The sequence below is a fragment of the Cellulomonas sp. URHD0024 genome (assembly GCF_000426185.1).
Classification (GTDB): domain Bacteria; phylum Actinomycetota; class Actinomycetes; order Actinomycetales; family Cellulomonadaceae; genus Cellulomonas.
This window is the reverse complement of the sequence record NZ_AUEW01000007.1, coordinates 222359-243809: the sequence shown is the minus strand read 5'-3', so window position 1 is coordinate 243809 and position 21451 is coordinate 222359. Positions and strand designations below refer to the sequence as shown.

Annotated in this window: 17 protein-coding genes; 7 read left to right on the top strand and 10 right to left on the bottom strand. The window is 70.3% G+C overall.

Annotated features, from left to right (window positions below; translation table 11 throughout):
- Positions 1–101: 101 nt before the first annotated feature.
- From I847_RS0108875 to I847_RS0108865, 3 genes are all read left to right on the top strand, one after another.
- Positions 102–929, top strand: coding sequence for an SDR family NAD(P)-dependent oxidoreductase (locus I847_RS0108875; RefSeq protein ID WP_081680691.1), 828 nt, complete (start codon positions 102–104; stop codon positions 927–929).
- Between the two features lie 179 nt (positions 930–1108).
- Positions 1109–2296: a methyl-accepting chemotaxis protein gene (locus I847_RS22750; protein ID WP_196804514.1), complete on the top strand. Its 1188-nt coding sequence runs from the start codon at positions 1109–1111 to the stop codon at positions 2294–2296.
- A 204-nt stretch (positions 2297–2500) separates the two neighbouring features.
- The gene (locus I847_RS0108865) at positions 2501–2959 is read left to right on the top strand and encodes a hypothetical protein (RefSeq protein WP_155856075.1); all 459 of its coding nucleotides are present in this window, start codon (positions 2501–2503) and stop codon (positions 2957–2959) included.
- 377 nt (positions 2960–3336) lie between these two features.
- Here I847_RS0108865 and I847_RS0108860 read toward each other — a convergent pair whose 3' ends face one another.
- Positions 3337–4056, bottom strand: coding sequence for an alpha/beta fold hydrolase (locus I847_RS0108860; protein ID WP_028049412.1), 720 nt, complete (start codon positions 4054–4056; stop codon positions 3337–3339).
- Between the two features lie 64 nt (positions 4057–4120).
- Between I847_RS0108860 and I847_RS0108855 the strand changes: the two genes are divergently transcribed.
- Positions 4121–4837, top strand: coding sequence for a YafY family protein (locus I847_RS0108855; RefSeq protein WP_028049411.1), 717 nt, complete (start codon positions 4121–4123; stop codon positions 4835–4837).
- A gap of 927 nt (positions 4838–5764) precedes the next feature.
- Here I847_RS0108855 and I847_RS26150 read toward each other — a convergent pair.
- Together I847_RS26150 and I847_RS0108845 are read right to left on the bottom strand one after the other, a co-directional pair.
- A complete protein-coding gene (locus tag I847_RS26150) occupies positions 5765–7501 on the bottom strand; it encodes a discoidin domain-containing protein (RefSeq protein ID WP_231384145.1) in 1737 nt (578 codons plus the stop codon).
- A gap of 773 nt (positions 7502–8274) precedes the next feature.
- On the bottom strand, positions 8275–8928 hold the full coding sequence (locus I847_RS0108845; RefSeq protein WP_028049410.1) for an RHS repeat protein: 654 nt from the start codon (positions 8926–8928) through the stop codon (positions 8275–8277).
- 96 nt (positions 8929–9024) lie between these two features.
- On the opposite strand from I847_RS0108845, the gene I847_RS0108840 reads away from it, so the two are divergent.
- A complete protein-coding gene (locus I847_RS0108840; protein ID WP_081680664.1) occupies positions 9025–10332 on the top strand; it encodes a Fic family protein in 1308 nt (435 codons plus the stop codon).
- Positions 10333–10705: 373 nt separating this feature from the next.
- Here the strand turns inward: I847_RS0108840 and I847_RS0108835 are convergent, their stop codons facing one another.
- From I847_RS0108835 to I847_RS0108825, 3 genes are all read right to left on the bottom strand, one after another.
- Positions 10706–11434 carry a DUF4386 domain-containing protein gene (locus tag I847_RS0108835; RefSeq protein ID WP_028049408.1) on the bottom strand — a complete coding sequence of 243 codons (729 nt, stop codon included), beginning with the start codon at positions 11432–11434 and terminating at the stop codon, positions 10706–10708.
- Positions 11431–11691 carry a hypothetical protein gene (locus I847_RS22740; protein ID WP_034609578.1) on the bottom strand — a complete coding sequence of 87 codons (261 nt, stop codon included), beginning with the start codon at positions 11689–11691 and terminating at the stop codon, positions 11431–11433. The genes I847_RS0108835 and I847_RS22740 overlap by 4 nt, the downstream gene beginning before the upstream one ends.
- Before the next feature lie 146 nt (positions 11692–11837).
- Positions 11838–14591, bottom strand: coding sequence for a LuxR C-terminal-related transcriptional regulator (locus tag I847_RS0108825; protein ID WP_081680662.1), 2754 nt, complete (start codon positions 14589–14591; stop codon positions 11838–11840).
- Positions 14592–14927: 336 nt separating this feature from the next.
- On the opposite strand from I847_RS0108825, the gene yidD reads away from it, so the two are divergent.
- Both yidD and I847_RS0108815 read left to right on the top strand, forming a co-directional pair.
- On the top strand, positions 14928–15218 hold the full coding sequence (gene yidD, locus I847_RS0108820; RefSeq protein ID WP_028049406.1) for a membrane protein insertion efficiency factor YidD: 291 nt from the start codon (positions 14928–14930) through the stop codon (positions 15216–15218).
- 83 nt (positions 15219–15301) lie between these two features.
- Positions 15302–16201 carry a trypsin-like serine protease gene (locus I847_RS0108815; protein WP_028049405.1) on the top strand — a complete coding sequence of 300 codons (900 nt, stop codon included), beginning with the start codon at positions 15302–15304 and terminating at the stop codon, positions 16199–16201.
- Here the strand turns inward: I847_RS0108815 and I847_RS27070 are convergent.
- The 4 genes from I847_RS27070 to galE all read right to left on the bottom strand — a co-directional run bounded on the left by I847_RS27070 (position 16164) and on the right by galE (position 21297).
- Positions 16164–16652 carry a hypothetical protein gene (locus I847_RS27070; RefSeq protein ID WP_051274636.1) on the bottom strand — a complete coding sequence of 163 codons (489 nt, stop codon included), beginning with the start codon at positions 16650–16652 and terminating at the stop codon, positions 16164–16166. The two genes, I847_RS0108815 and I847_RS27070, sit on opposite strands and share 38 nt — an antisense overlap.
- 956 nt (positions 16653–17608) lie before the next feature.
- Positions 17609–19006 carry a UTP--glucose-1-phosphate uridylyltransferase gene (locus tag I847_RS0108800; protein WP_028049404.1) on the bottom strand — a complete coding sequence of 466 codons (1398 nt, stop codon included), beginning with the start codon at positions 19004–19006 and terminating at the stop codon, positions 17609–17611.
- A 58-nt stretch (positions 19007–19064) separates the two neighbouring features.
- Positions 19065–20279: a galactokinase gene (galK, locus tag I847_RS0108795; protein WP_028049403.1), complete on the bottom strand. Its 1215-nt coding sequence runs from the start codon at positions 20277–20279 to the stop codon at positions 19065–19067.
- On the bottom strand, positions 20254–21297 hold the full coding sequence (gene galE, locus I847_RS22730; RefSeq protein WP_051274634.1) for a UDP-glucose 4-epimerase GalE: 1044 nt from the start codon (positions 21295–21297) through the stop codon (positions 20254–20256). The genes galK and galE overlap by 26 nt, the downstream gene beginning before the upstream one ends.
- Positions 21298–21451 lie beyond the last annotated feature (154 nt).

Sequence of the window (21451 nt, the reverse complement as noted above, 5' to 3'; positions counted from 1 at the left end):
CGGGCACCGGGGCGGGTCGACTACGACGATCCGCCTGGGTGATCCGCGACATCACCACATCGCGCTTCCCCGTGCAGTCCGGTTCGTCCATCGTGACCCCGATGGAAATCGCACCGAGGCGACCTGGATCCGGCGCGGACGTAGCCGACGCGCCGCGACGATCGGCGATCGCCGAGACCGGACGGCTCGCCGGCAAGGTCGTCGTCGTCACCGGGGCCGCCCAGGGGCAGGGAGCGGTCGAGGCACGACTCCTGGCAGCGCTGGGCGCGACCGTGATCGCCTGTGACCGCGCCCCCGAACCGGTCGGGGACCTCCCCGGGATCGCATATCACCGACTCGATGTCACCGATGCCATGGGCTGGTTCACGATGGCGGACGACCTGCGTGGTCGGCACGGTCAGGTGGATGGTCTCGTCGCCAATGCAGGCGTCACGTGGCGGGCCCGGCTCGCGGACCTTGACGTGGCCGACCTCGCTCGGGTGTTCCAGGTGAATGTGACAGGCACGCTTCTAGGGATCCAGGCGCTCACGCCGCACATGACGTCCGGCGGCTCAGTCGTCGTCATCGGGTCGGCGGCGGCGCTGACCGGGCACTTTCCCGTCGCCTACACCGCGAGCAAGTGGGCTCTGCGGGGCCTCGCGAAGGCGGCATGCCTGGAGCTCGGCCCGTCGGGAATCAGGGTGAACACCATCCATCCCGGCTTCATCGAGACTGCGATGACGGCCTCTGCCCCAGCCGCTTTCCGTGACGCCAACATCGCCGAGACGCCTCTGGGGCGCACTGGCAAGGCCGAGGAGATCGCCGGTCTCGTCGCCTTCCTTCTCAGTGACGAGGCCTCGTTCATCACCGGCGCCGAGATTCCCGTGGACGGGGGAATGACGGCGCACGGTGGCGTGAAATCGGTCAGTGACGCTATGCGCGCCCTCTGACTCACCACCGAGGGTGCACACCCGCGGCGTTCCCATCCGTGACTCGGATACCGGGCATCCACAGAACTACGGTCCTTCTCCTCGCAGGCCGCTCAGAGCACGACCGGTCGGACCGATAGGTCTGGACAGGATGCTCGGCACCCACAGTGCTCGAGATCGAGGATGGGATGGACACTTCGATGAACGTTTCTCACCAAGCAACAGCCGTCGCGGGTCTGTCGACCACGGCCGCCGTCGCACGCGACGCCTCGGCGAGCCCACGACGTGACCGAGCTGCGGGTGTCCCCGTGACGTGGGGACTGCTGGGCTGCCTGAGCTGGTCCCTCGTGTCGGTGACGGTGGTGGTGCTGGGGTCTCCCGAGGGCGCTCGTGACGTCATCCTGCTGCTCGGCGCCGTGGCTTCCGCGTCGTCCCTCGCGCTGATGGCCGTCAGGCTCCGGCGTGATCTCGCACTCGTCAGTGCCGGCACGACCGATCCCTCAGCGAGGAACTCGACGCGTGCCGTGTTCCGGGAGACACGGGACTGCATCGCTCGGGCTGACCGACTCCGCACCGAGTCGAACCGACGCGCCGCAACCGTCTCCGAAGCGGCCGTTGCCCTCGGCGCAGGTCTGGACAGCCTGGCTCAGGCGGGCATGAACGTGGCGATCCGCTCGGACGGAGTCAGTGGACGGGCGGAAGACGTGGCGGTCGCCGCGGACAGGGTCTCGTCCACCGTCCAGTCGGTGGCGTCGGCAACCGTCCAGCTGAGCACCGCGATCACCGAGATCGCCGAGAGCGCGAGCAAGGCCACTGCCGTAGCCCGAACCGCGTCCGACGTCGCCACGCTGGGCATCGCCCACGTGTCCAGACTGGCTACGTCCTCGGAGGAGATCGGCAAGGTCGTCCGGCTCATCACCTCGATCGCGGAGCAGACGAACCTCCTCGCGCTGAATGCGACGATCGAGGCCGCCCGTGCCGGCGAGTCCGGCAAGGGGTTCGCGGTCGTGGCCGCCGAGGTGAAGGAGCTCGCCCGCAGCACGGCCCAGGCGACCGGCGACATTGCGCGTCAGGTCGACGGCATCATGGCCGACGTCGCGGCGACCGTGAAGTCGATCACAGAGGTCGACGGCGTCATCGCGGAGATCAGTCACTACCAGGCCACCATCGCCGCCGCCGTCGAGGAGCAGAGCACGACGACGCGGGCGATCGCCGACGGCGTCGCCGAGGCAGCCCACGCTTCCGATGAGATCGCCACAACAATCACCGACGTGGCGACCGCGACCCGCGAGGCAGCTGTACTGCTTGGAAAGGTCCAAGAGTCAGGTGCTCTCGTCGGCCGCACCTTCGGACTGCTGAATCGTGAGCTGGCCGCCCTCGCGGCCTGAAAGACCGACCCGCTCGCCTCGGACCTGAGAGACGCCTGAGGCCACCACGTGCGGACGCGCCGCAGGCCCTAGCGTCGACCCAGGCGACCGAGGGGGAACATGATGAGCAGGGCAGATGTCTGGGGCGTTCGTCCGGCCGAGCAGCTGAGCCCGTACCCGTGCGATGTGATCGCACCGACGCACTCTCGCCGACGGCTCCGCGGGGTGGACATCGACGCGCCGACCGACGTGGTCTACCGATGGCTGTGCCAGCTGCGCGCAGCGCCCTACAGCTACGACCTCGTCGACAACAAGGGACACCGCAGTCCTCGTGTCCCACTCCCCTGGTGCTGGGACCTCGAGATCGGTCAGTCGGTCTGCAATGTGTTCACCCTCGAGTCGTTCCAGTTCAACGAACATCTGACCATCAAGACATCGCCCCGCGGCGCGGAGCTGTTCGGGGACGTCGCGACGACCTATCAGGTCGCCGCTCGGGGTCGCCAGCACTCTCGCCTTCTTGCCGTCGTCTGCTACCCGACGCCCACGACAAGCTTGCAGCGACTGAAGTCCTGGTTATTGGGCTGGGGCAACCTCGTCATGATGCGCAAGCAACTGCGCACACTGGGGCGACTTGCAGCCGCGGAGCACGCCGCTTCGGGGGAAGCGAGCTCTGCCACCGCGTAGCCCGGGTTGCAGGTTGCCGCGCTTCTTCGGTCCCCAAGGGGGAGTCGAATTAGGTGAGTTCGAGGCAAAACGAAGGGCCCGGACCCGCGTTTCTGCTGGTCAGGGCCCTGCGTTCACTGCCGTTGCGGTAGCGGTGGGCTTCGGTCGCCCGCCGTGCACCGGGTTGCCTCGGTTCGACGTTTACGTACGTGACCTGGCCGAACACCAGCCTGCCGCCTGTATCGCGTTGTACGTATCCGAACCTGGTTGGACACCACAGAGGAGAGCAGTCGGCGACCTCCCACGCCAAAGCGAAGGGGCCGCTAGCCCGCGTCCCGGGCGCTGTCAGGGACGTGCTGTGTACGGACCGTCGGGGCACGGCGGGGCAGGGCTGGGCGTCAGGCGCGGGTCGCGCGGATGAGCTCGGCGGCGAGGTCGGCCGGTCGCGAGAACATCGGCCAGTGCCCGGTCGGCAGGTCGACGTACGTAACGTCGAACCGGCCCAGCTCGGTGTGGAACGGCGGTCCCCCGTCGACCATCGTGCGCAGCACCTGCGAGGGCAGGCTCGTGCAGATCGCAGTCGCCGGGACGTCGAACCGCCGCGGGTCGCTGACGCGCACGGGCTCGCGGGCGACCCGCGCGGGATGCGGGACAGCGCGCGAACGGAACCGCCCGAGCGCGGCCTCGTCCATGCCGTCGATGCTCGAACCCTGCGCCGCGAGCTCGGCCCAGCTCGGCAGCGGCACCTCGGTCATGTCCGGGGGCAGCGTCGCGTTCAGCACGGCACCGTCCTCGAGAGGGCCGGTGTCGACGAACACGACACGGCGCACCCGGCCGGGCCGGCGGTCGAGCGCCTCGCCGACGACAGCGCCGCCACCGCTGTGCCCCACGAGCACCACCTCCTCGCCGTGGAGCCCGTCGAGCAGGTCGGTGACTGCCCCCACATGGTCGGCGCGGGTCACCGACGCCCGCTCGTCGTCGGGAAGCAGGCCGGGCAGCGTCAAGGGCACGGGGTCGAGCCCCGCGGCTCGCAAGGGCTCCAGAAGGGCGTCCCAGGCCCAGGCGCCGAGCCAGAATCCTGCGACGAGGACGACGTGGGGCGTGCTGTTCGTAGTCATGGAACGACTCTCGGGCTACGTCGGTGACAGCAGCCTGTCACCTTCGTGTCCCCATACTGGTGCGGTGAACCGAACCGACCGCCTGTACGCGCTCACGGAGGAGCTGCGCCGCGTCGGGCGTGCCGGCACGACGAGCACGCGGCTGGCGCGGCTCTTCGAGGTCTCGCCGCGGACGGTCAAGCGGGACGTGTCGGCGCTGCAGCAGGCCGGCCTGCCGGTCGTCGCGCAGGCCGGGCTCGGCGGTGGATACGTGCTCGCGTCGTCCGTCGACCTGCCACTGATCAGCTTCACGCCCGCGCAGGTGGTGGCCCTCGCCCTGGCCGTCCGCTCGCTGCCACCGGGCAGCCCGTTCGGCACCGACGCCGAGGCCGCGCGGGCCAAGGCCCTCGACGCACTGCCCCCCGCGGACCGGATCCGGGCGGACGCTCTCGCCGCGAGGGTGTGGTCGCGGCCCGACGAAGAAGCGCCCGACGTCGCCGCGCCCGCGGTCCTCCGCGCCGTCGAGGACGCCGTCGCGCGGGCCCGGGTGCTCGCGATCGAGTACCGCTCGGGGTCCGGAGACGTCACGCGGCGGCGCGTAGAGCCGGTGCTCCTCGCCCGCACGGGGGCCACCTGGTACCTCATCGCGTGGTGCCGGACGCGCCTCGACCTGCGTTGGTTCCGCCTCAGCCGGGTCCTGCGGGCCGACGTGACGACAGAGTCGTATGACCCGCGGCCAGTCGCCGAAGTCGGCCCCGCGCCCGCCGACGCCCGTCCGGTATCCGCTCGTCCAGACGATTGAGCAGGCGTCTTTCGTCCAGGAATAGCGCACGACTTCCGACGGACGGTGCGACAAGGTTGGTCCGGTTGGACGATCTGGTGCCTGACCTGGTCGGACGCTCATACGGCTCTGCACCGAGTTGCAGGTTCCCGCTGCTTCGGACCCCAAAGTGGAGTCGAATTGCGCGAGTTCGAGGCAAAACGAAGGGCCCACACCGGTGTTTCTGCTGGTCAGGACCCTGCGTTCACTGCGGCTGGCGGGGTGTTGACACAACTTCCTGGCCTGCGCGTTCTCACCCCGCCAAGCGAGGCCCTCACAGGCCAAAGGCCGAAGTGCTCACACGGCAGGCAGCGGACCTGCGGAACGTCCTCGTGCGCTGCGCAGTCAGTGGGCGCTGCCGAACCAGCGTGTGCAGCAGCCGGGAAGGGTGATCGGAGGGCCCGGCATCGTGCCCGCCGCACATGGCGGTGCCGGTCAGCGCGAGAGCCCGGCGTGGAACGCCAGCCGCCGCCGCTGGTCCGGCGTCAGCCCCGCGGTTGCCGTGAGCTCCCGGATCCGTGAACCCGGGTGCCGTCCGGGTCGGCGACCCAGGCGCTTGTGCGCCGCGCCCCCGTCGTCGGTCTGGCGTCCGGAACACGGGGGCCTCCTGCGCGGGGCTGGTGGGCGGCGCCATGGCAGGGAACGGCGCCGACGGCACCCGCGCGGGGTCGACTGTTCGTCGGGGTGCCGACGGACTGTCTGAACGGGTTCCGCACGAGCCGGACGCTCGCCCGGAACAGGTCCAGGTGCTCGCACGGCACGTCTCTGACCCGGGTGAACGCGGCGGCACGGTCACCACGTCGCAACGTCCCGGCAGAACCGGGCCAGGCTCCCGTGGAGACACGCGGCACCGCCAGGGCGGCCGGCGAGCCGGCCGCCCTGGGTGCGGCGGCTCGCCAGCCGCCTGTGTCAGCTGCCGAAGACCTGGAACTCCCAGAGGGAGTAGCCCCACTGCGTCGTCCGCGCTGTGCCGTTCATCCGCACGTACCGACCCGCCCCTGTGACGTTCAGCGTCTGGACGCCGCCGACGCTGGAGGTCGTCGTGTAGATCGTCGTCCACGTCGAGCCGTCGTTGGACGTCTCGATCGTGTAGTTCTTCGCCGCCGCCGTCTCCCAGTTCAGGACGAGCTTGTTGATGGCGTGCGTCGCGCCGAGGTCGACCTGCAGCCACTGCGGGTCGCTGCCCTGTGCGCTCTCCCACCGGGTCCCGGTGTTGCCGTCGACGGCCAACGCGGGCCTGTTGGTCCCGGTGACGCTGGACGACGTCGCGGTCTTGCCCTGCGAGAGCAGGGTGGACGAGCCACCGCCTCCGCCCGGGGTCCCCTGGGCCCCGAGCTCCCACAGGGAGTACCCGTAGGGCGTAGTGCGCTGCGTCCCGTACATGCGCAGGTAACGGCCGGTGCCGGACACGGCGAGAGTCTGGTTGCCACCGGTACCCGTGGTCGTGCTGTAGATCGTCGTCCAGTTGATGTTGTCCTGCGACGTCTGGAGCTGGAAGGCCTTGGCAGCCGCAGTCTCCCAGTTCAGGTTCACCGACGTGATGTTGTACGACTGGCCCAGGTCGACGGTGATCCACTGGTTGTCGACGCCCTGTGCGCTCTCCCAGCGGGTGCCGGCGTTGCCGTCGACCGCCAACGCGGCCGTGTTGTTCCCGGTCACGCTCGAGGAGGTCGCGGTCTTTCCCCGCGCGATGTTGGTTCCGCCGGTTCCGCCGCTGCCGCTACCCGGGCCCTTGTTGTAGACCGCGACCGAGTCGATGACCATCGTGCCGCCCGAGACGGTCGACGCGTTGGGACCGCCGCCGAAGGCCGCGGGGAAGCCGCCGCCCATCGCAAGGTCGTAGATGATGAAGAACGGGTGGTCCACAGCGTTGGCCCAGGTGGTGGCGTCGACACGCGTTGCGGGGAGCGTGAAGTAGTTGTTGCCGTCAAGGTACCAGCGGATCTGTTCCGGCGACGTCGAACGATCGATCTCGACCGCGTAGTCGTGGAAGCCCGTCTGGCAGCCGGGGCACGCGTGCTCGCCGCTGCCGATGCCCGACGACTCGTTGCACGGTCCGCCGGGGTTGACACCGCAGTGCAGCGTGCCGAACACGGAGCTGCGCCCGTTGATGTCCTCGAGGATGTCGATCTCACCGGATCCGGGCCAGCCGACACCGCGGCGCAGGGGCTCGCCGAGCATCCAGAACGCGGGCCAGTAGCCGGCGCCGTTCGCCGTCGTGACGTTCGGCTGCTGGATGACGCTCTCCATGCGCACGACCCCACCCGCCGGCGCGCCGAACGTGGCGGCTTGCGTCTCCACGCGTCCGGAGGTCCAGCCGGTGCCGGGGTTGGTGCCCGCGTGGATCGCCTTGAGGACCAGGTGACCCGCACCGTCCTGGTAGACGTTCGCGGTGCTGTTGGTCATCGTCTCGATCTCACCGGTACCGAAGGAGCTGCCGGGTCCGGTGTCGTACTTCCATGTCCCGGTGTCGAGACCCGTGCCGGCGGCGCCGTTGAAGTCGTCGCTCCACGTGAGGGTGAACCCCGCGGGCGCAGCGGGCACCGCGGCGCTTGCGGGACCGGCGGTGACGGCCGCCGTCAGGCCCGCACCACCGATCACCGTCAGCACCGCCCCGAAGGCGAGCAGTCTCTTTCGGCGCCTCACTGGCACGTGCACCTGCATCTGGGAGGGAATCACTTCGATCTCCGATCCTGCTGAACCTCGACGGAACCTGAGCGGCCGTTCGACCGCGCAGGGGAGAGAGCTGTAGCCACCTCGGGGGTCCGGTGCCTGGGCGGCGGTGAGGTGCGGGAACGCAGGCGCTTTCCGGCAGCCGTGGGTGTCCACCGGAATTGCTGCCGTTCCCTGCGCCGCACCTCGGGTTTCAACGGTGTTGCCGTCTGCGTCGTCGGTCGCCCGACTGTGCGCCGCGTGCGGTCGGCGGACGCGTGTCAGGCCACTCGGGAGCGGGTCCGTGCGCGAGACACCGGTAGTGCGAGCCCGCGTGGTGCACGTGGCGACGAGCGTCGTGCCACGCCCTCACGGGCTACCAGCTCTTCCTTGAACTGATCACTTACGGAGTCGACGCTCGGAGAGCGCTCCCTCTCGAACAACCGCTCGAAGCCCTGGAGGCGTCCGGGGGTGGTGAGCGGTCCAGGCGCTCGAGCAGTACTGGTCTACCAGACGTCGGCAGGGAGCGCTCCCTCGATGAACGAGTTCTCACCGAACCCGGCGACGTCCTCCGGCTTCCGCCGCGCATCTGCCGCAGCTTGAGATCGCTGCCGTCGTCGGTGGAGGAGCAACGGCGAAGGGCCCCACTTCGCACGGTCACGCGGGTGGGGCCCTTCGGCTGGCTGGCTGGCGGGCTGTTGACGAAACTGTCCGACGCGCGTGAAGGGGCCGCCCCGGGGGCATTCACACGGCTTACCTGCGAGTGTTCACGATGACACGCTGATCTGCGGAAACGCGCCGCGGCGCAAAACCGCCTCGGAGCGCGCCAACGCGCGCGTCGTCGGAGAGCATCGACTCCACCACCATCCGGCACGTGGGTTGCAGGTTGCCGCGTTGCTTCGGTCCCCAAAGTGAATCAGGCGAGTTCGAGGCAAAACGAAGGGCCCAAACCGGCGTTTGTGCTGGGTGCGGCCCAGGGTGTCGTACTCGAACGTAGTGTTGCGGCCGGCCGGGCTCGTCATGCGCGTCAGCCGCCCTGCTCCGTCACGCGCGTAGGTGGTGCGACCGCCCACGCCGTCGACCATCGCGGCGAGGTTGCCCTGCGCGTCGTACTCGAACCGTTCGACCACCCCGTCGGGGTCCGTCGTGGAACGCACCAACCCGTCGACGACCTCGCTTCGAGTCGTTGCGCCGGACGAGGAGGTGGTCGTGCTCGCGGTGCGCTCGTCGCCGGAGTACGTGTAGGTGGTGTGGCGGCCCGCCTGGTCCATGGTCGCCACCACCCGCTCGGCCGCGTCGTACTCCCATGTCGAGACGCCGCCGAGCGCGTCCGTCGAGGACAGGATGTTGCCCGCGTCGCCGTAGGTCGCACTCGTCGTCGCCAGACCGCGGTCTGTGGAGGCGACCAGGTTGCCGGACATGTCGATTGGCTCGTTCTGGACGATGTGTGCAAGCAAGGATGGATAGCCCAGGCCACTATCCATCTTTAGTCGTGTAGGGAGTGATATCGTCGGTGCATGTCCTCGGTTACGGAAGATCCGCAACGCCGTCAGCCCACTGAGGTTCCCGCCGGCGGGCAACCCGCGGGCATCGTGAAGTCCGAGACTGGTACCGCCCTGTCCCCCGACCTGACCTGGCCCGCCCTTGGCTGGGAAGAGCTCGTGTGGGAGTCGAAGCTACCGCCGGAAGTCCTGTCCCGGTCCAGTCGCGCCACCATGGCCGACCCGTACCTGGCGGCGCTCGTTCCCGAGATCGCCGACCTCGAGGTGCGCCTCCCCAGGGCCACCGCCGCGGCCGCCGAAGAAGCCTCCGTCCTGATCCGCGACTTCGACCGTGACGTCGGCGGTGACGTCGCCCCGTTCGCGGCCATCCTGCTGCGTTCGGAGTCCGCGTCGTCCTCCCAGATCGAGAACCTCAGCTCCGGCGCGAAGGAGATCGCCATTGCCGAGCTCGGCGAAAATGCCAAACGGAACGCCACTCTGATCGTGGGGAACGTCCACGCCATGCAGGCCGCCATCGAGATGTCTGACGTCGTCGACGGGGACACGATCCTCGCGATGCACCGCGCGCTGCTCGAGCACGCCGAGCCCACGATCGCCGGGAAGTGGCGCGACGAACCCGTCTGGATCGGCGGGAGCTCCTACTCCCCCCATCACGCGCTCTTCGTCCCACCAGCGGCGCGCCACATCGGGGCGGCCATCGCGGACCTGACCGCGTTCGCCGCCCGGGAGGACGTCCCGGCTCTCTCTCACGCTGCAATCACCCATGCCCAGTTCGAGACGATCCACCCGTTCCCCGACGGCAACGGGCGCACCGGCCGGGCCCTGGTCCACTCCCTGCTCCGCAAGCGGGCCTTGACGAGGTCGGTGACCGTCCCCGTCTCTGCTGGGCTCCTGATCGACACCCGCGGCTACTTCGGGGCGCTCGGCGCGTACCGCGAAGGCGACCCAGCACCCATCGTTGACGCCATGGCCGCTGCAGCGTTCGCGTCCATCAGCAACGGCCGGATTCTCGTCGCCGAGCTTCAGGAGACGAAAGGCGGCTGGGCTTCGAAGGTGAAGGCCCGATCCGACTCGGCAATCTGGCCGCTGTTGAACCTGATCTTGCGGCAGCCGGTCATCAACACGGCCGTCGTCCAAGCGCAGCTCGGCATCTCACACACGAACGCGATGAAGGCCATCAGCCGGCTCGTCGAGATCGGTGCCCTCGCGGAGGTCGGCGGTCGCCGCCGGTCCATCCTGTGGCAGTCCCGCGAGGTGCTTGGCGCCCTGGACGGGTTTGCGGAGCGCGCGGGCCGGCGCTGGCTCGGCCAGTTCGACGACTGAGACCTCGCCACAGTTCGTTCGGACGCCCGAATTCCCTCGCCGGTGATGCAGTCGCTGCCCGGCGGAAGAGAGCTGCTCCGGGTCGGCTCCAGCGAAGTTGCCGTTCTTCCCGGACCCTGCCCGGCGGGGGACTCTGCGTTCATTGCGGGTGCGGTAGCGCACGACTTCCGACGGACAGTGGCGAGAAGGTCGGTCCGGTTGGACGATCGGGTGCCTGACCTGGTCGGACGCTCATACGGCTCCGCGCCGGGTTGCAGGTTGCCGCGCTTCTTCGGTCCCCAAAGTGGAATCGAATTGGGCGAGTTCGAGGCAAAGCGAAGGGCCCAGACCGGCGTTGCTGCTGGTCAGGGCCCTGCGTTCACTGCGGCCGCGCTCAGCGGATCGGCGCGTCGTCGCCCAGCAGCGGCGACGGGCGGAAGCCCTTGAACGCCATCCACGCGCCGACGGACAGCTCCCAGAGCGCGACCGGCAGGCCCAGGATCGCCGCGGCCGCCGAGAACTGGTCGAAGGCGCCGAACATCGTCGCGACGCCGGAGACCAGGATCAGCGGGGCACCGATCAGGCCGAGCATCGGGATGGGCCGCGGGACCAGACGTGAGCGGTACATGAGGGTGCCGAGTAGGAGCGCGTTGACGCCGGCCAACAGGCCCGGGCCCACCAGGTAGGCCCAGTTGTGCAGCCCGACGAGTGCGTCGCCGATGGGCGCCAGGACCGCGGGATCCGCGCTCGCGTCGGCGGTCCGCAGGGTCACAACGGCCAGCAGGCTCGCAGCACCGACGAAGAGGGCCGACGCCTCGAGCACCCGGCTGGTGACGAACCCGAGCGCGAGGCCCTCGCTCTGCCGCTTGACCAGCGGGTAGAGCACCACGGCCGTGCCGATGCCGGCGAGCGCGCACAGGACGTCGAGCAGCGTGCCCAGCTGCACGCCGGTCGTGCTGCTCGAGCCCAGGATGTAGTCGGACTGGAGCGCCGGGTCGTACAGGATGCGGGCCGGGATCGAGGTGAGGAACGTGACGAGGTAGAGCCGGCCGGCGATGCGCGCGGTCGACCTCGAGGAGCGGGCCGTGCTGGCCGTGGGGCGGGTTCCTGCGGTGAGGGTCATGTCGTTCTCCTGTCGTGACGGTGTTGGCGATCGATGCGGGTGACCGAGATGAGCGGGAGGCCGGTGTCGCGGATCTTCTGGAGGAGGCCGTGCAGCGCGGCCTGGTCGAGCACGGGACCGTGCACGACGGTCGTGCCGTCGCTGTGTCGGACGAGGTCGAGATCGTCGAACCAGGCCGCCCACCGGGTTTCGAGGTGGCCCAGGAGCCGGATCTCGTACTCGCCGGCGTCGGACCACGGACCTGCTGCCTGGCTCATGCGCACCTGCCCGGAGTCGTCGTCAGCGCCGGTGAAGGACGCGAACCGTTTCTCGGTCTGAGCGGGACGTTAGGAGCCGATGTGGTGACCGCGGATCACCACATGTGGGGAAGTTGGGTGGTGAACAGACCCGTGCGGGGCGGCGGTCAGCGCCGGGTACGCGGAGCGCCCGGCAGGCCGAGCTCCTCCGCGCGGCGGACCGCTGCGCGCCGGCTGTTGACGCCGAGCTTGGCGTAGATGCTCTTGGTGTGGCTGCGCACGGTGTGCAGCGAGACGACGAGCTCGCGGGCGATCTGCGGGCCGGTCAGGTCGCTGCGCAGGAGGCGCAGGACGTCCAGCTCGCGCTGGCTGAGCGGTTCGACGAGATCGGACGCCCCGGACGCGACGGAGGCGCCGGACGCGACGGAGGCGCCGGACGCGACGGGCGCGACGGCCGCGGCCGGCTGTGTCGGCTCGAACGCGGCCAGGAGTCGGCGCGCGTAGGTCGGCGCGATCCCCTGCTCGGCCGCCCGCGCCAGCAGCGCGGCCATCGGGCGCCCCTCATCGACGAACGTCCGCACCTGCTCCTCCGGCTCGGCCAGGGCGAGCGCGCGGGCCAGGTGAGCCAGGGCGGCGTCCAGGTCCAGCGCGAGCGCCTGCTGGACGAGGATCTCGAGGACGGATCCGCCGCGCTCGCCCGCCTCGGCCGCCGCCAGCAGCCGGTCGAGCAGGTGGAGTCCCTGCTCGGTCGTCGCGGGGTCGGCCAGGAGTGCGCGCGCCAGCGTGAGGTGCTCGTGCTCGCGCAGGTACGACAGGTCGTCTTCTGACGAGAGCCCCCGGTCGCGCGCCCAGGCGAGCGCGGCACCGAGGTCGCCCTGCCGGACCTGCACGCGGGCCCGGGCGGACGCGATCGGTCGGACGTCGGGGAAGAAGTCCGGGACGTACAGCCGCTGCGCCTCGTCGAGAAGGTTGAGCGCGCCGGCCAGGTCGCCGCGGCTCTCGCGGAGTCGCGCCGCCGCAACCTGACGACGGTAGGGTGCCTGGGGCAGGCCGAGGTGGTCGCCGAGCTCCCGGCTCCGGGTCAGGTGCTGCTCCGCCGCTTCCAGGTCACCCTGCTCGCGGAGCACCTCGCCCAGGCCGATGTACATGTCGACGGTGCCGCGAAGTACCGGACCGGCGATGACCTCCAAGGCGCGCTCATACGTGCTCCGGGCGTCGCGCAGCCGGCCCTGGGCGAGCCGGATGTCGGCGAGGGCGACCGCGCAGCCGAAGGTGTCGGAGACGTGGCCCGCGCGGAGCAGGCTCGCGGAGGACTGCACCCACATCCGGTGGCTCGCCACGAGATCGCCTCGTCCCCAGAAGGCGAGCGCGAGGAGGCCGGCGGCGGCGCCACGGACGAGGTGGAGATCGTCGGCGGCGACCTCGAGCACCCGTCCGGCGTGGACGAGGGCGGCCTCGACGTCGCCGACCGCGAGCGCTCCCGCTGCGCGGTAGAGGGCGATGATGGACGGGAGTGCGGCAAGCTCGTCCTGGTCCACGACGACCATGCCGCGGGTGTCGGCGCCGGCCTGGAGCCAGCGCTCGGCGTCGCGCAGACGCTCCTCGACCCCGTCGAGACGCCCGGTGGTCAGGCGTGCGCCAGCTAGATGGACGCTGAGCACAGGCCTGTCGCGCAGGATCGCGTCGGGCAGTGCGGTCATCCAGGCGAGCGCGGTCGCCTCCTGGCGTTGCCGGCGCATGGCGGGTACGGCGAGCTCGACGAGGGCGGCCGCCCGCGCGGGGTCGTCGCCGGACTGCGCGTGCGCGACGGCCTCCGCGAGATAGCCGTGCTGCTCGAACCAGGTGCTCGCGCGCCCGTGCAGCTCGGGCACGAGGGCCGGCTGCTCCGCCAGCAGCCGGGCCTGCAGCACGTCGGCGAACAGGCGGTGGTACCGGTACCACTCACGGCGGTCGTCGAGCGGGAAGAGGAACAGGTTCGCGCGGTCGAGCGATTCCAGGACCGCCGCTCCGTCCGACCCCTCGGTAATCGCGTCGCACAGCGCGCCACTGAGCCGTTCCAGCAGGGACGTCTGCACGAGGAAGGACCGCACGGTCTCGGGCTGGCGCTGCAGCACCTCCTCGACGAGGTAGTCGACGACATAGCGGTCGTCGCCGGCGAACCCGGCGACGAAGGCGCTCACGTCGTCGCGACCCTGCAGGGACAGGGCTGCCAGCTGGAGGGCCGCGATCCAGCCCTCGGTGCGGGACTCGAGCGCGGCGGCGTCCTCGGCGCTCAGGTGCAGCCCCATGGTGCCGCCGAGGTAGGCGACGGCCTCCTCGGCGGTGAACCGCAGGTCGCTCGCCCGGACCTCCGTCAGCAGCCCGCGGGCGCGCAGCCGGGCGAGCGGGAGCGGAGGGTCGGCCCGGCCGGCGATCACCAGGTGCAGGCGGTCCGGGAGGTGGTCGAGCAGGAACCCCAGGGCGTCGTGCACCTCGCGCGACTCGACCAGGTGGTAGTCGTCGAGGACCAGCAGGAGGTCGTCGGGCTGTGCGACCAGGTCGTTGAGCAGCGTGGTCAGCACGCTCTGGACCGGTGCGCCCTGCTGCAGCAGGGCCGACGCCGTCGCGCCGACCTCGGGCGAGACGCTGCGCAGCGCGGCGACGACGTAGGTCCAGAAGATGATCGGGTCATTGTCGCCGCGGTCCAGCGACAACCAGGCCACGGGGCGCCCTTCCGGCCGCCCCGACAGCCACTGCGCCAGCATCGTGGTCTTGCCGAAGCCGGCCGGCGCAGAGACCAGCAGCAGGGCGCCGGCGCTGCCCCGGTCGAGGCGGTCGGTCAACCGGGTCCGAACCACGAGGTCGCGTGCGCGGCGCGGGACGTACAGCTTGGTCTCGAGCAGCGGCCCGGGCGCACCGCTGGACCGCCGCTCGCCCGTCACACGCGGAGTCTAGGTCGCGGTCCGGGCGGCGCCACGGGCCGATGCGTCGCGTCGGCACCACATGCGTCTCAGTGCGCTTTCAGATTGTGTCGACGGATCGGAGTCAAGATGTGCTCGCGCGACAACGGCTTGGTGTGTCCGTGCTCTTGCCCGAGCTGCGCGAGGGCGTCCTCGGTCTCCCTGACCAGCGGCACGACCCTGTTCGCCGCCGTCTACTGCTCAACCACGGTCGCAAGTTGCGGGGCTGCTCGCCGTGTCGGCCGGCACCGTACCCCGCGTCGGCGCGCACTCCTCCTGGCCGCGGCGAAGCGCTCCGGCCGCACGTACCGTGAGGCGATGAGCCTCGTCGCCTCCGCCGTCGACCGCCTGATCGCGAGCTACCAGCGAACGCTCTCGCCCCGGAAGGGCTGGAGCTGCGCGCATCGGGTCGCGTACGGCGGCCCCTCATGCTCGGCGGCCGTGCGGGATCTCGTCCGACGCCGAGGGGTCCTCGGAGCCGTCCTTCCCAGCGTGGCCCGGTTCACCGCCTGCTACCAGGCGGCCGCCATCCTGGCCCAGCAGGAGGTGAGCGGGGTGTGCTGCTGCGGCGGCATCCCGATCCCGTTCCGGTTGCCGTTCCGCGGATGACGCGTCGTCGGGCGCCCCTTGGACGAGCGGCGTAGCGTCCGATCCGCGGCAACCGCCGCGCCCCTTCCGGATGGGAGCTCGAGATGCGTCGTCTGCTCACGCCCCTTCTTGCGCTGCTGGCCAGTGTCGGCCTGGGCCTCGGCCTCAGCGCCCCCGCCAACGCCGTCACCAACGGCACCTACGACGGGAACAACCACCCCTACGTCGCCTACGAGGACAACCTCGTCTCCGCTTGTACCGGCACGCTGCTGTCACCCACGGTCATGCTCACCGCCGCGCACTGCTTCACCGACAGCACGTCCGGCCTCGGCACGAACACCACGACCGGTGCGCCGCAGGTCCGGGTGAGCTTCGACCCGAACCTCATCAACACCCCGGCGGCTCAGCGCGCCTGGTATGTCGGTGCCTACTACTCCGACCCGCAATGGGTGATCGGCGCGAAGGGCGGGCTGCCTCACTTCGACACCCACGACGTCGCGATCATCGTGTTCGGTGAGCCCGGCTGCCACACCCCGACCAGCGCGAGCACCTACCTCTGCGGTGCGATCCCGTCCTCGGCGACGCTCGGGCAGTACGGGGACCTGCCGACCGCGAACCTCGTCGACACCCTCGCGATCAACACTCCGGTCGACTCGGTCGGGTACGGCGTCCAGGGCTTCGTCAACGGCGGCGGCCCCTGCGACCCGAACTGCAAGAAGAGCGCCGGTGACTCCGCCACGCGGTTCTTCGCCCCGACGACGCTCGTCGCCAGCAATGACACGCTCTCCGACGAGTTCATCAAGCTGCACTCGAACAAGGGGGGCACCTGCTTCGGCGACTCGGGTGGCCCGAACTTGCTCGGCGGCACGAACGTCGTTCTCGCCGTCAACTCGTTCGTCGCCAACTCGATCTGCAGCGGCAACACCTACTCCTACCGGGTCGACACCCCCGAGGCGCTGGCCTGGATCACGTCGACGGCGGCAGCGCATGGAGGCACGGTCTGACCGAAGCACCCAGCCGCGAGAGGGACGGCTCCAGACGAGGTCTGGAGCCGTCCTGCGGCCAGGACGGGGTGTGTCGGATGGGCACCCGAAGGCCGAGCGAGCGCAGCTCGAGCGACGCCAGCGCGCGCACGACGCCGGGGTCCCGGCGGCGCCACCCGTCCGCCGGGTCGTCGCTCACGCCCGCGAGCACCTCGACCGGCTGCGTCGCGAGCGCCCGCAGGGCGAACAGGTCGAGGTCGGCCGTCGAGTCGAGCGTGCGCCGTGCCGCCCGCGCGCGGCGGACGAAACGCAGGCGCACGCTCAGCCAGACCGCGACGACGAGCAGGATCGGGACCACGGCGACCGTGAGCCCGAGCACCAGCGCGAGCTGGTTGGCTCCGTGCTGGACCTGGACGCCGGCCTCCGCGATCGAGTCCGCGGCGTCCCCGGCCGCGGTGAAGGGCGCACGCACGTCGTCGCCGAGACCGGGACGCGCGCGACCGTGTCCCCGGCGGACTCCAAGCTGTCCGACAGCGAGGCCCCGGCGTCCTCGAGCGTACGTCCGGGAGCGGCGATCCGTCCGACGACCTCGTGCACCCACAGCCCGGCACGGAACCAGAGGATGAGCCAGACGGCGACGAGCACGTCGCTGGCGATCTGACGAGCACGGCGCCAGGGGGTCTGCGCGTCGAGAGTCACGCCGACATCTTGGCGTGCACGAGCCCGAGACGGTCAGCGCGGTTGCGCGGGTCCGGCCACGGAGGTGCGGTAGCACACGGCTTCTGACAGTCGGTGGCGAGAAGGTTCGTCGGGTTGGGCGATCTGGTGCCTGACCTGGGCAGACGCTCATACGGCTATGCACCGGGTTGCCCCTTGCCGCGCTTCTTCGGTCCCCAAAGTGGAGTCGAATTCGGGGGAGTTCGGGGCAGAACGAAGGGCCCAGACCGGCGTTGCTGCTGGTCGGGGCCCTGCGTTCACTGCGATTGCGGTAGCGGTGGGCTTCGGTTGCTTGTCTTGGATGCGCTTGGTCCGGTTGGACGATGTTGGTCCTGACCTCGTGCGATGCGGGTGCTGGGCATGCATCGGGTTGCACCATCTAGGACTCGATTGGACCTCAAAGGGGGAGCAATCGGCGACCTCCGCGACAAGGGGCGTCTCGATGGATCGAAGTGGGATCACAAGGCACTGGTCGGACAGGACCGCGGAGCGACGGCGTCGATCGCGGCATCGGCGTTGAGGGTGCGCGGGTACCCGACGAACGGCAGAAGATGGTCACCACTTCGATCAGCATCTGCCGGTCGTTGCCGACCCACATGTTGGGCGGCGACGTGGCCGCGCACCTGCGGACGGCACCCCCGGGCGACGAGGGGTTTCGTCCGCCGGGCGACGTCACATAACTGAGCTATGTGGTGCTCGACGACAGAAGGTTCACGTCCGTACGCCTCCGGGACCCAACTTGGCGCCTGTGGGGACGGTTCCTGGCGCGTCCGCGGGACCGAGCGACGCTGCGCCCGTGGCGACGACGGCTTCCTGGAATGTCCAGTCCCCCCGCACCGTGAGCGACGACGCCTGACGAAGCGACGGGGGGCCCGAGGGGAATCGGGCTTCGAACTTCGAGACGGTGGTGTAGTGGTCCCGGTCGAGATCGATGAGTGGGACTGGTTGCACGACCGGCTGCAGTGTGCGGTCCAGCCCGAGCCGGTAGACGTCGGAGCGGACGAGGAGCAGATCGTTCGTCGTCTTGACCGGCAGGAAACGCTCACGCTCGACGACGATGGCCTTCGCGCCCTCGAACAGCTCGATCGCGGCGCCCATCGCGGTCTCGATCTGGACCACCTCCGGCGAGGAAGGGTCGCTCGGGTCGACTGTCTTGGTGTTCCGGATCAGCGGGAGGCCCAGGATCGGGCCACGGTCGGCCAGGAAGGCTGCCAGCTGCTCCAGGTCGATCCACAGGTTGTTGGTGTGGAAGTAGGGATGTCGATGCTCGTCGGTGAAGTAGTGCATCTCCGCGGCGGCGGTCTGCGCCGTATCGCGCAGGACGAGCCGCCCATCCGACCTCCGGACCGCGAGATGGCCGCCCTTACGGTCGGCCGCGGTCCGCCTGCACAGCTCGGCCGCGTACGGCGCGCCGGAGGCGGCGAACCAGCCGGCGATCGTCGCGTCGGGCGCCGCCCCGAGGTTGTCGGAGTTCGAGATGCTGGCGTACCGGAAGCCCGCTTGGAGCAGCCGCGCGAGAGTTCCCGAGCTGACAAGCGCGGTGTAGAGATCGCCGTGACCAGGCGGGCACCACTCGAGCGAGGGGTCGGCCCGCCAGGTGACGGGGGTCAGGTCGGCAGCGAGCAGCTTCGGCTCCTGGTTCTGCAGGAAGGTCAGCGGGACACCGTCCACGGCGAGATCCTCGTGCCTGGCGAGCGCGAGGCGTGTGTCGGCGTCCGTGCGGAACGAGTTCATGAACACCACCGGAAGCCGAACGTCGTGGACCCGTCGGACGTACTGCACCTGCTCGACGATGAGGTCGAGGAAGCTGCGCCCGTTCCGGACCTTCAGGAGCGACTTCGGCATGTCCATGCCCATGGACGTCCCAAGCCCACCGTTGAGCTTGAGGATCGCCGTGCGTGCCAAGGCGGTATCTGCGGCGTCGTCGCTGACCGCCATATCAGCCAGTTGCAGCGGGTCGACGAGCGGGTCGATCGTGTCCTCGCCGATCTCGCCGGTGATGCCCTCGCGGAGCTGGCCCACGTAGTGGGTGAACACCTCGATCGCCGCGTCGGCGACACCCGCCGCACGCATCTTGGCCTGCGCCTGGCGGAGAGCGGAGTCGCTCATAAGTCGTCGCTCCTTCGATGACGTGTGGTTGTTTGCCGGCGCACGCCGGGGCGCCGCCTCAGCGCACCCGCGTCCCGGCCGGGCCGGGACGCGCGAGCAGGAAGGACGGCTCAGCGAAGCCGCGGCGGCCGAACGACTGCCGCACGGCCAGCGACACCGATGGCGCCGTTCCAGCCTCGACGAGGGCGATCGCCGAGCCCCCGAAACCGCCGCCGGTCATCCGGGCGCCTAGCGCGCCGGCGGACCGCGCGGCCTGGACCGCGACGTCCAGCTCGGGGCAGGAGACCTCGTAGTCGCGTCGCAACGACTCGTGTGAGGCGTCCAGCAGCGGGCCGACCTCTTCGAGGCGACCGTCGCGCAGCAGTGCGGCGAACTCCCTCACGCGGGCGATCTCGGTCACCACGTGGCGGACGCGCCGGCGGGCGACGTCATCGGAGAGAGCTTCCAGGGCCGCATCGAGGTCGGTGACCTCGCGCAGGCTCGGGAGCCCGAGCGTCGCTGCTGCGTGCTCGCACGTTGCCCTGCGCTCGGCGTACTGCCCGTCGTTGAGCGAGTGCGGAGCTCTGGTGTCGATGACCAGGAGCTCGAGACCGGCCGCCTCGAGGTCGAGGGGGACGTGCTCGGTGCTGCCGTCCCTGCAGTCGAGCAGCAGCGCGCGGTCCGCGCGCGCCCGCACGGACACCGACTGGTCCATGCCGCCGGTGTTGGCGCCGGCCACCTCGACCTCCGTCCGGACGCAGGCGTCGACCAAGGCGCACCGGCCGGACTCGGTCCCACCCAGGCCCATGGCGTAAACATCGTCGAGGGCGAGCGCGACGGCGCACTCGATGGCTGCCGAGGACGACAGGCCGGCGCCGACAGGGACGCAGGAAACGACGGCAGCGTCGAAGCCGCCGAGCGAGTGCCCCGCATGCGCCAGCGCCCATGCCGGGCCGGCGGCGTAGGCGACCCAGCCGCGGACGCGGCCGGGTCCGATGGTCGCGCGGGACTCCGACCACACCTCCTGCGGGGCGAGGTCGGACACCAGTCGAACCTGATCGTCGTCCCGGCGCGCCAACGCGACGAAGGTTCGGTGCGGCAAGGCGCACGGCAGGCACAGGCCGCCGTTGTAGTCGACGTGCTCACCGATGATGTTGATCCGACCGGGCGAGGCCCACACCCCGACGCGATCGTCGCCGAACGTTGCCACGAACAAGCTCGCGGCCCGCTCCGCGCCTTCCTCGTCCGGCCACGCGCGGCTGACGGCGCTAGGCACGGTACGGGCTCCGGTCATGTCGTGCACTCGCGTGTCTGCGCTCAGGTGCGACATCGGCGTCCGAGACCGCGACGCGCGCCTCCCAGGCGGACCGGACCATCTCATCGAGGGGGTACCGCATCTTCCAGTCGAGGTCACGGGCGGCGAGCTCCCCGGTGGCCACGATCCGGTCGGGGTCGCCGGGGCGGCGCGGAGCGATCTTCGCGGTGAAGTCGATGCCCGTGACTCTCGCGACGGCCTCCATGATCTGCCGCACGGACAGCCCGTTCTGGGAACCGAGGTTGTAGGCCTGCTCGGTCGGCCGGCCGGCAGCGAGAAGCTCCGCGGCCGCGACGTGTGCGGCGGCGACATCGGCGACGTGGACGTAGTCACGGATGTTCGTGCCGTCGGGGGTGTCGTAGTCGTCGCCAAAGATCTTCGGCACGTCCCCCGACAGGAGCGCCTCGAAGGCCCGAGGCAACAGGTTGTGCGGGCTGGTGTCGTGCACGACGGGGTCCCCGGATCCGACCACGTTGAAGTAGCGGAGGGAGGTGTGCCGAAGCGAGGCGCCGTCCGCGGCCGCAGCGATGGCCTGGTCCCGGATCAGCCACTCCCCGATCAGCTTCGACTCCCCGTACGGCGAGGTGGGGCGCTTGGGCACGTCTTCGGTGACGAGGGGAACCTCGGGCGTGCCGTACACCGCAGCGCTGGAGGAGAAGACCAGGTTCGCCACGCCGACCGCAGCCATCGCATCGAGCAGCGCGCGCGTGCCCTCGACGTTCTGCGCGTATGTGTGCAGGGGCCGCCGAACCGACACCCCGGCGTACTTGAACCCGGCCAGGTGCACGACGCCCTGCACAGCGTGCGCGTCCAGGGTGTGCTCAACCAAGTCGTGGTCGAGGACGCTGCCGCGCACGAACGGCACGCCGTCGGGCACGAACTGCGCGTGACCGGTGGACAGGTCGTCAAGGACGACGGGCTGGAGGCCGGCCTGCACCATGGCGCGGACCACGTGCGCCCCGATGTACCCGGCGCCGCCGGTGATGAGCCATGACATACAAACCCCCTCTGTCGAGTGGTCGGTGACGCGTTGGCGACCGCGGCGACGAGACACCAGAGACCACGTGTTGCGCGGTCGACGAGCCGTCGTGCCACCAGGCCGAGACGGGGACGCGTCTACGTCAAGGCTGTGCGGGTCGACCCGCGACGGT

Coding starts and splice junctions, on each gene's coding strand:
- I847_RS0108875 (WP_081680691.1), top strand. CDS start 102: ATGGAAATCGCACCGAGGCGACCTGGATCCGGCGCGGACGTAGCCGAC.
- I847_RS22750 (WP_196804514.1), top strand. CDS start 1,109: ATGAACGTTTCTCACCAAGCAACAGCCGTCGCGGGTCTGTCGACCACG.
- I847_RS0108860 (WP_028049412.1), bottom strand. CDS start 4,056: ATGACTACGAACAGCACGCCCCACGTCGTCCTCGTCGCAGGATTCTGG.
- I847_RS0108845 (WP_028049410.1), bottom strand. CDS start 8,928: ATGTCCGGCAACCTGGTCGCCTCCACAGACCGCGGTCTGGCGACGACG.
- I847_RS0108840 (WP_081680664.1), top strand. CDS start 9,025: ATGTCCTCGGTTACGGAAGATCCGCAACGCCGTCAGCCCACTGAGGTT.
- I847_RS0108835 (WP_028049408.1), bottom strand. CDS start 11,434: ATGACCCTCACCGCAGGAACCCGCCCCACGGCCAGCACGGCCCGCTCC.
- I847_RS22740 (WP_034609578.1), bottom strand. CDS start 11,691: ATGAGCCAGGCAGCAGGTCCGTGGTCCGACGCCGGCGAGTACGAGATC.
- yidD (WP_028049406.1), top strand. CDS start 14,928: ATGAGCCTCGTCGCCTCCGCCGTCGACCGCCTGATCGCGAGCTACCAG.
- I847_RS0108815 (WP_028049405.1), top strand. CDS start 15,302: ATGCGTCGTCTGCTCACGCCCCTTCTTGCGCTGCTGGCCAGTGTCGGC.
- I847_RS0108800 (WP_028049404.1), bottom strand. CDS start 19,006: ATGAGCGACTCCGCTCTCCGCCAGGCGCAGGCCAAGATGCGTGCGGCG.
- galK (WP_028049403.1), bottom strand. CDS start 20,279: ATGACCGGAGCCCGTACCGTGCCTAGCGCCGTCAGCCGCGCGTGGCCG.
- galE (WP_051274634.1), bottom strand. CDS start 21,297: ATGTCATGGCTCATCACCGGCGGCGCCGGGTACATCGGGGCGCACGTG.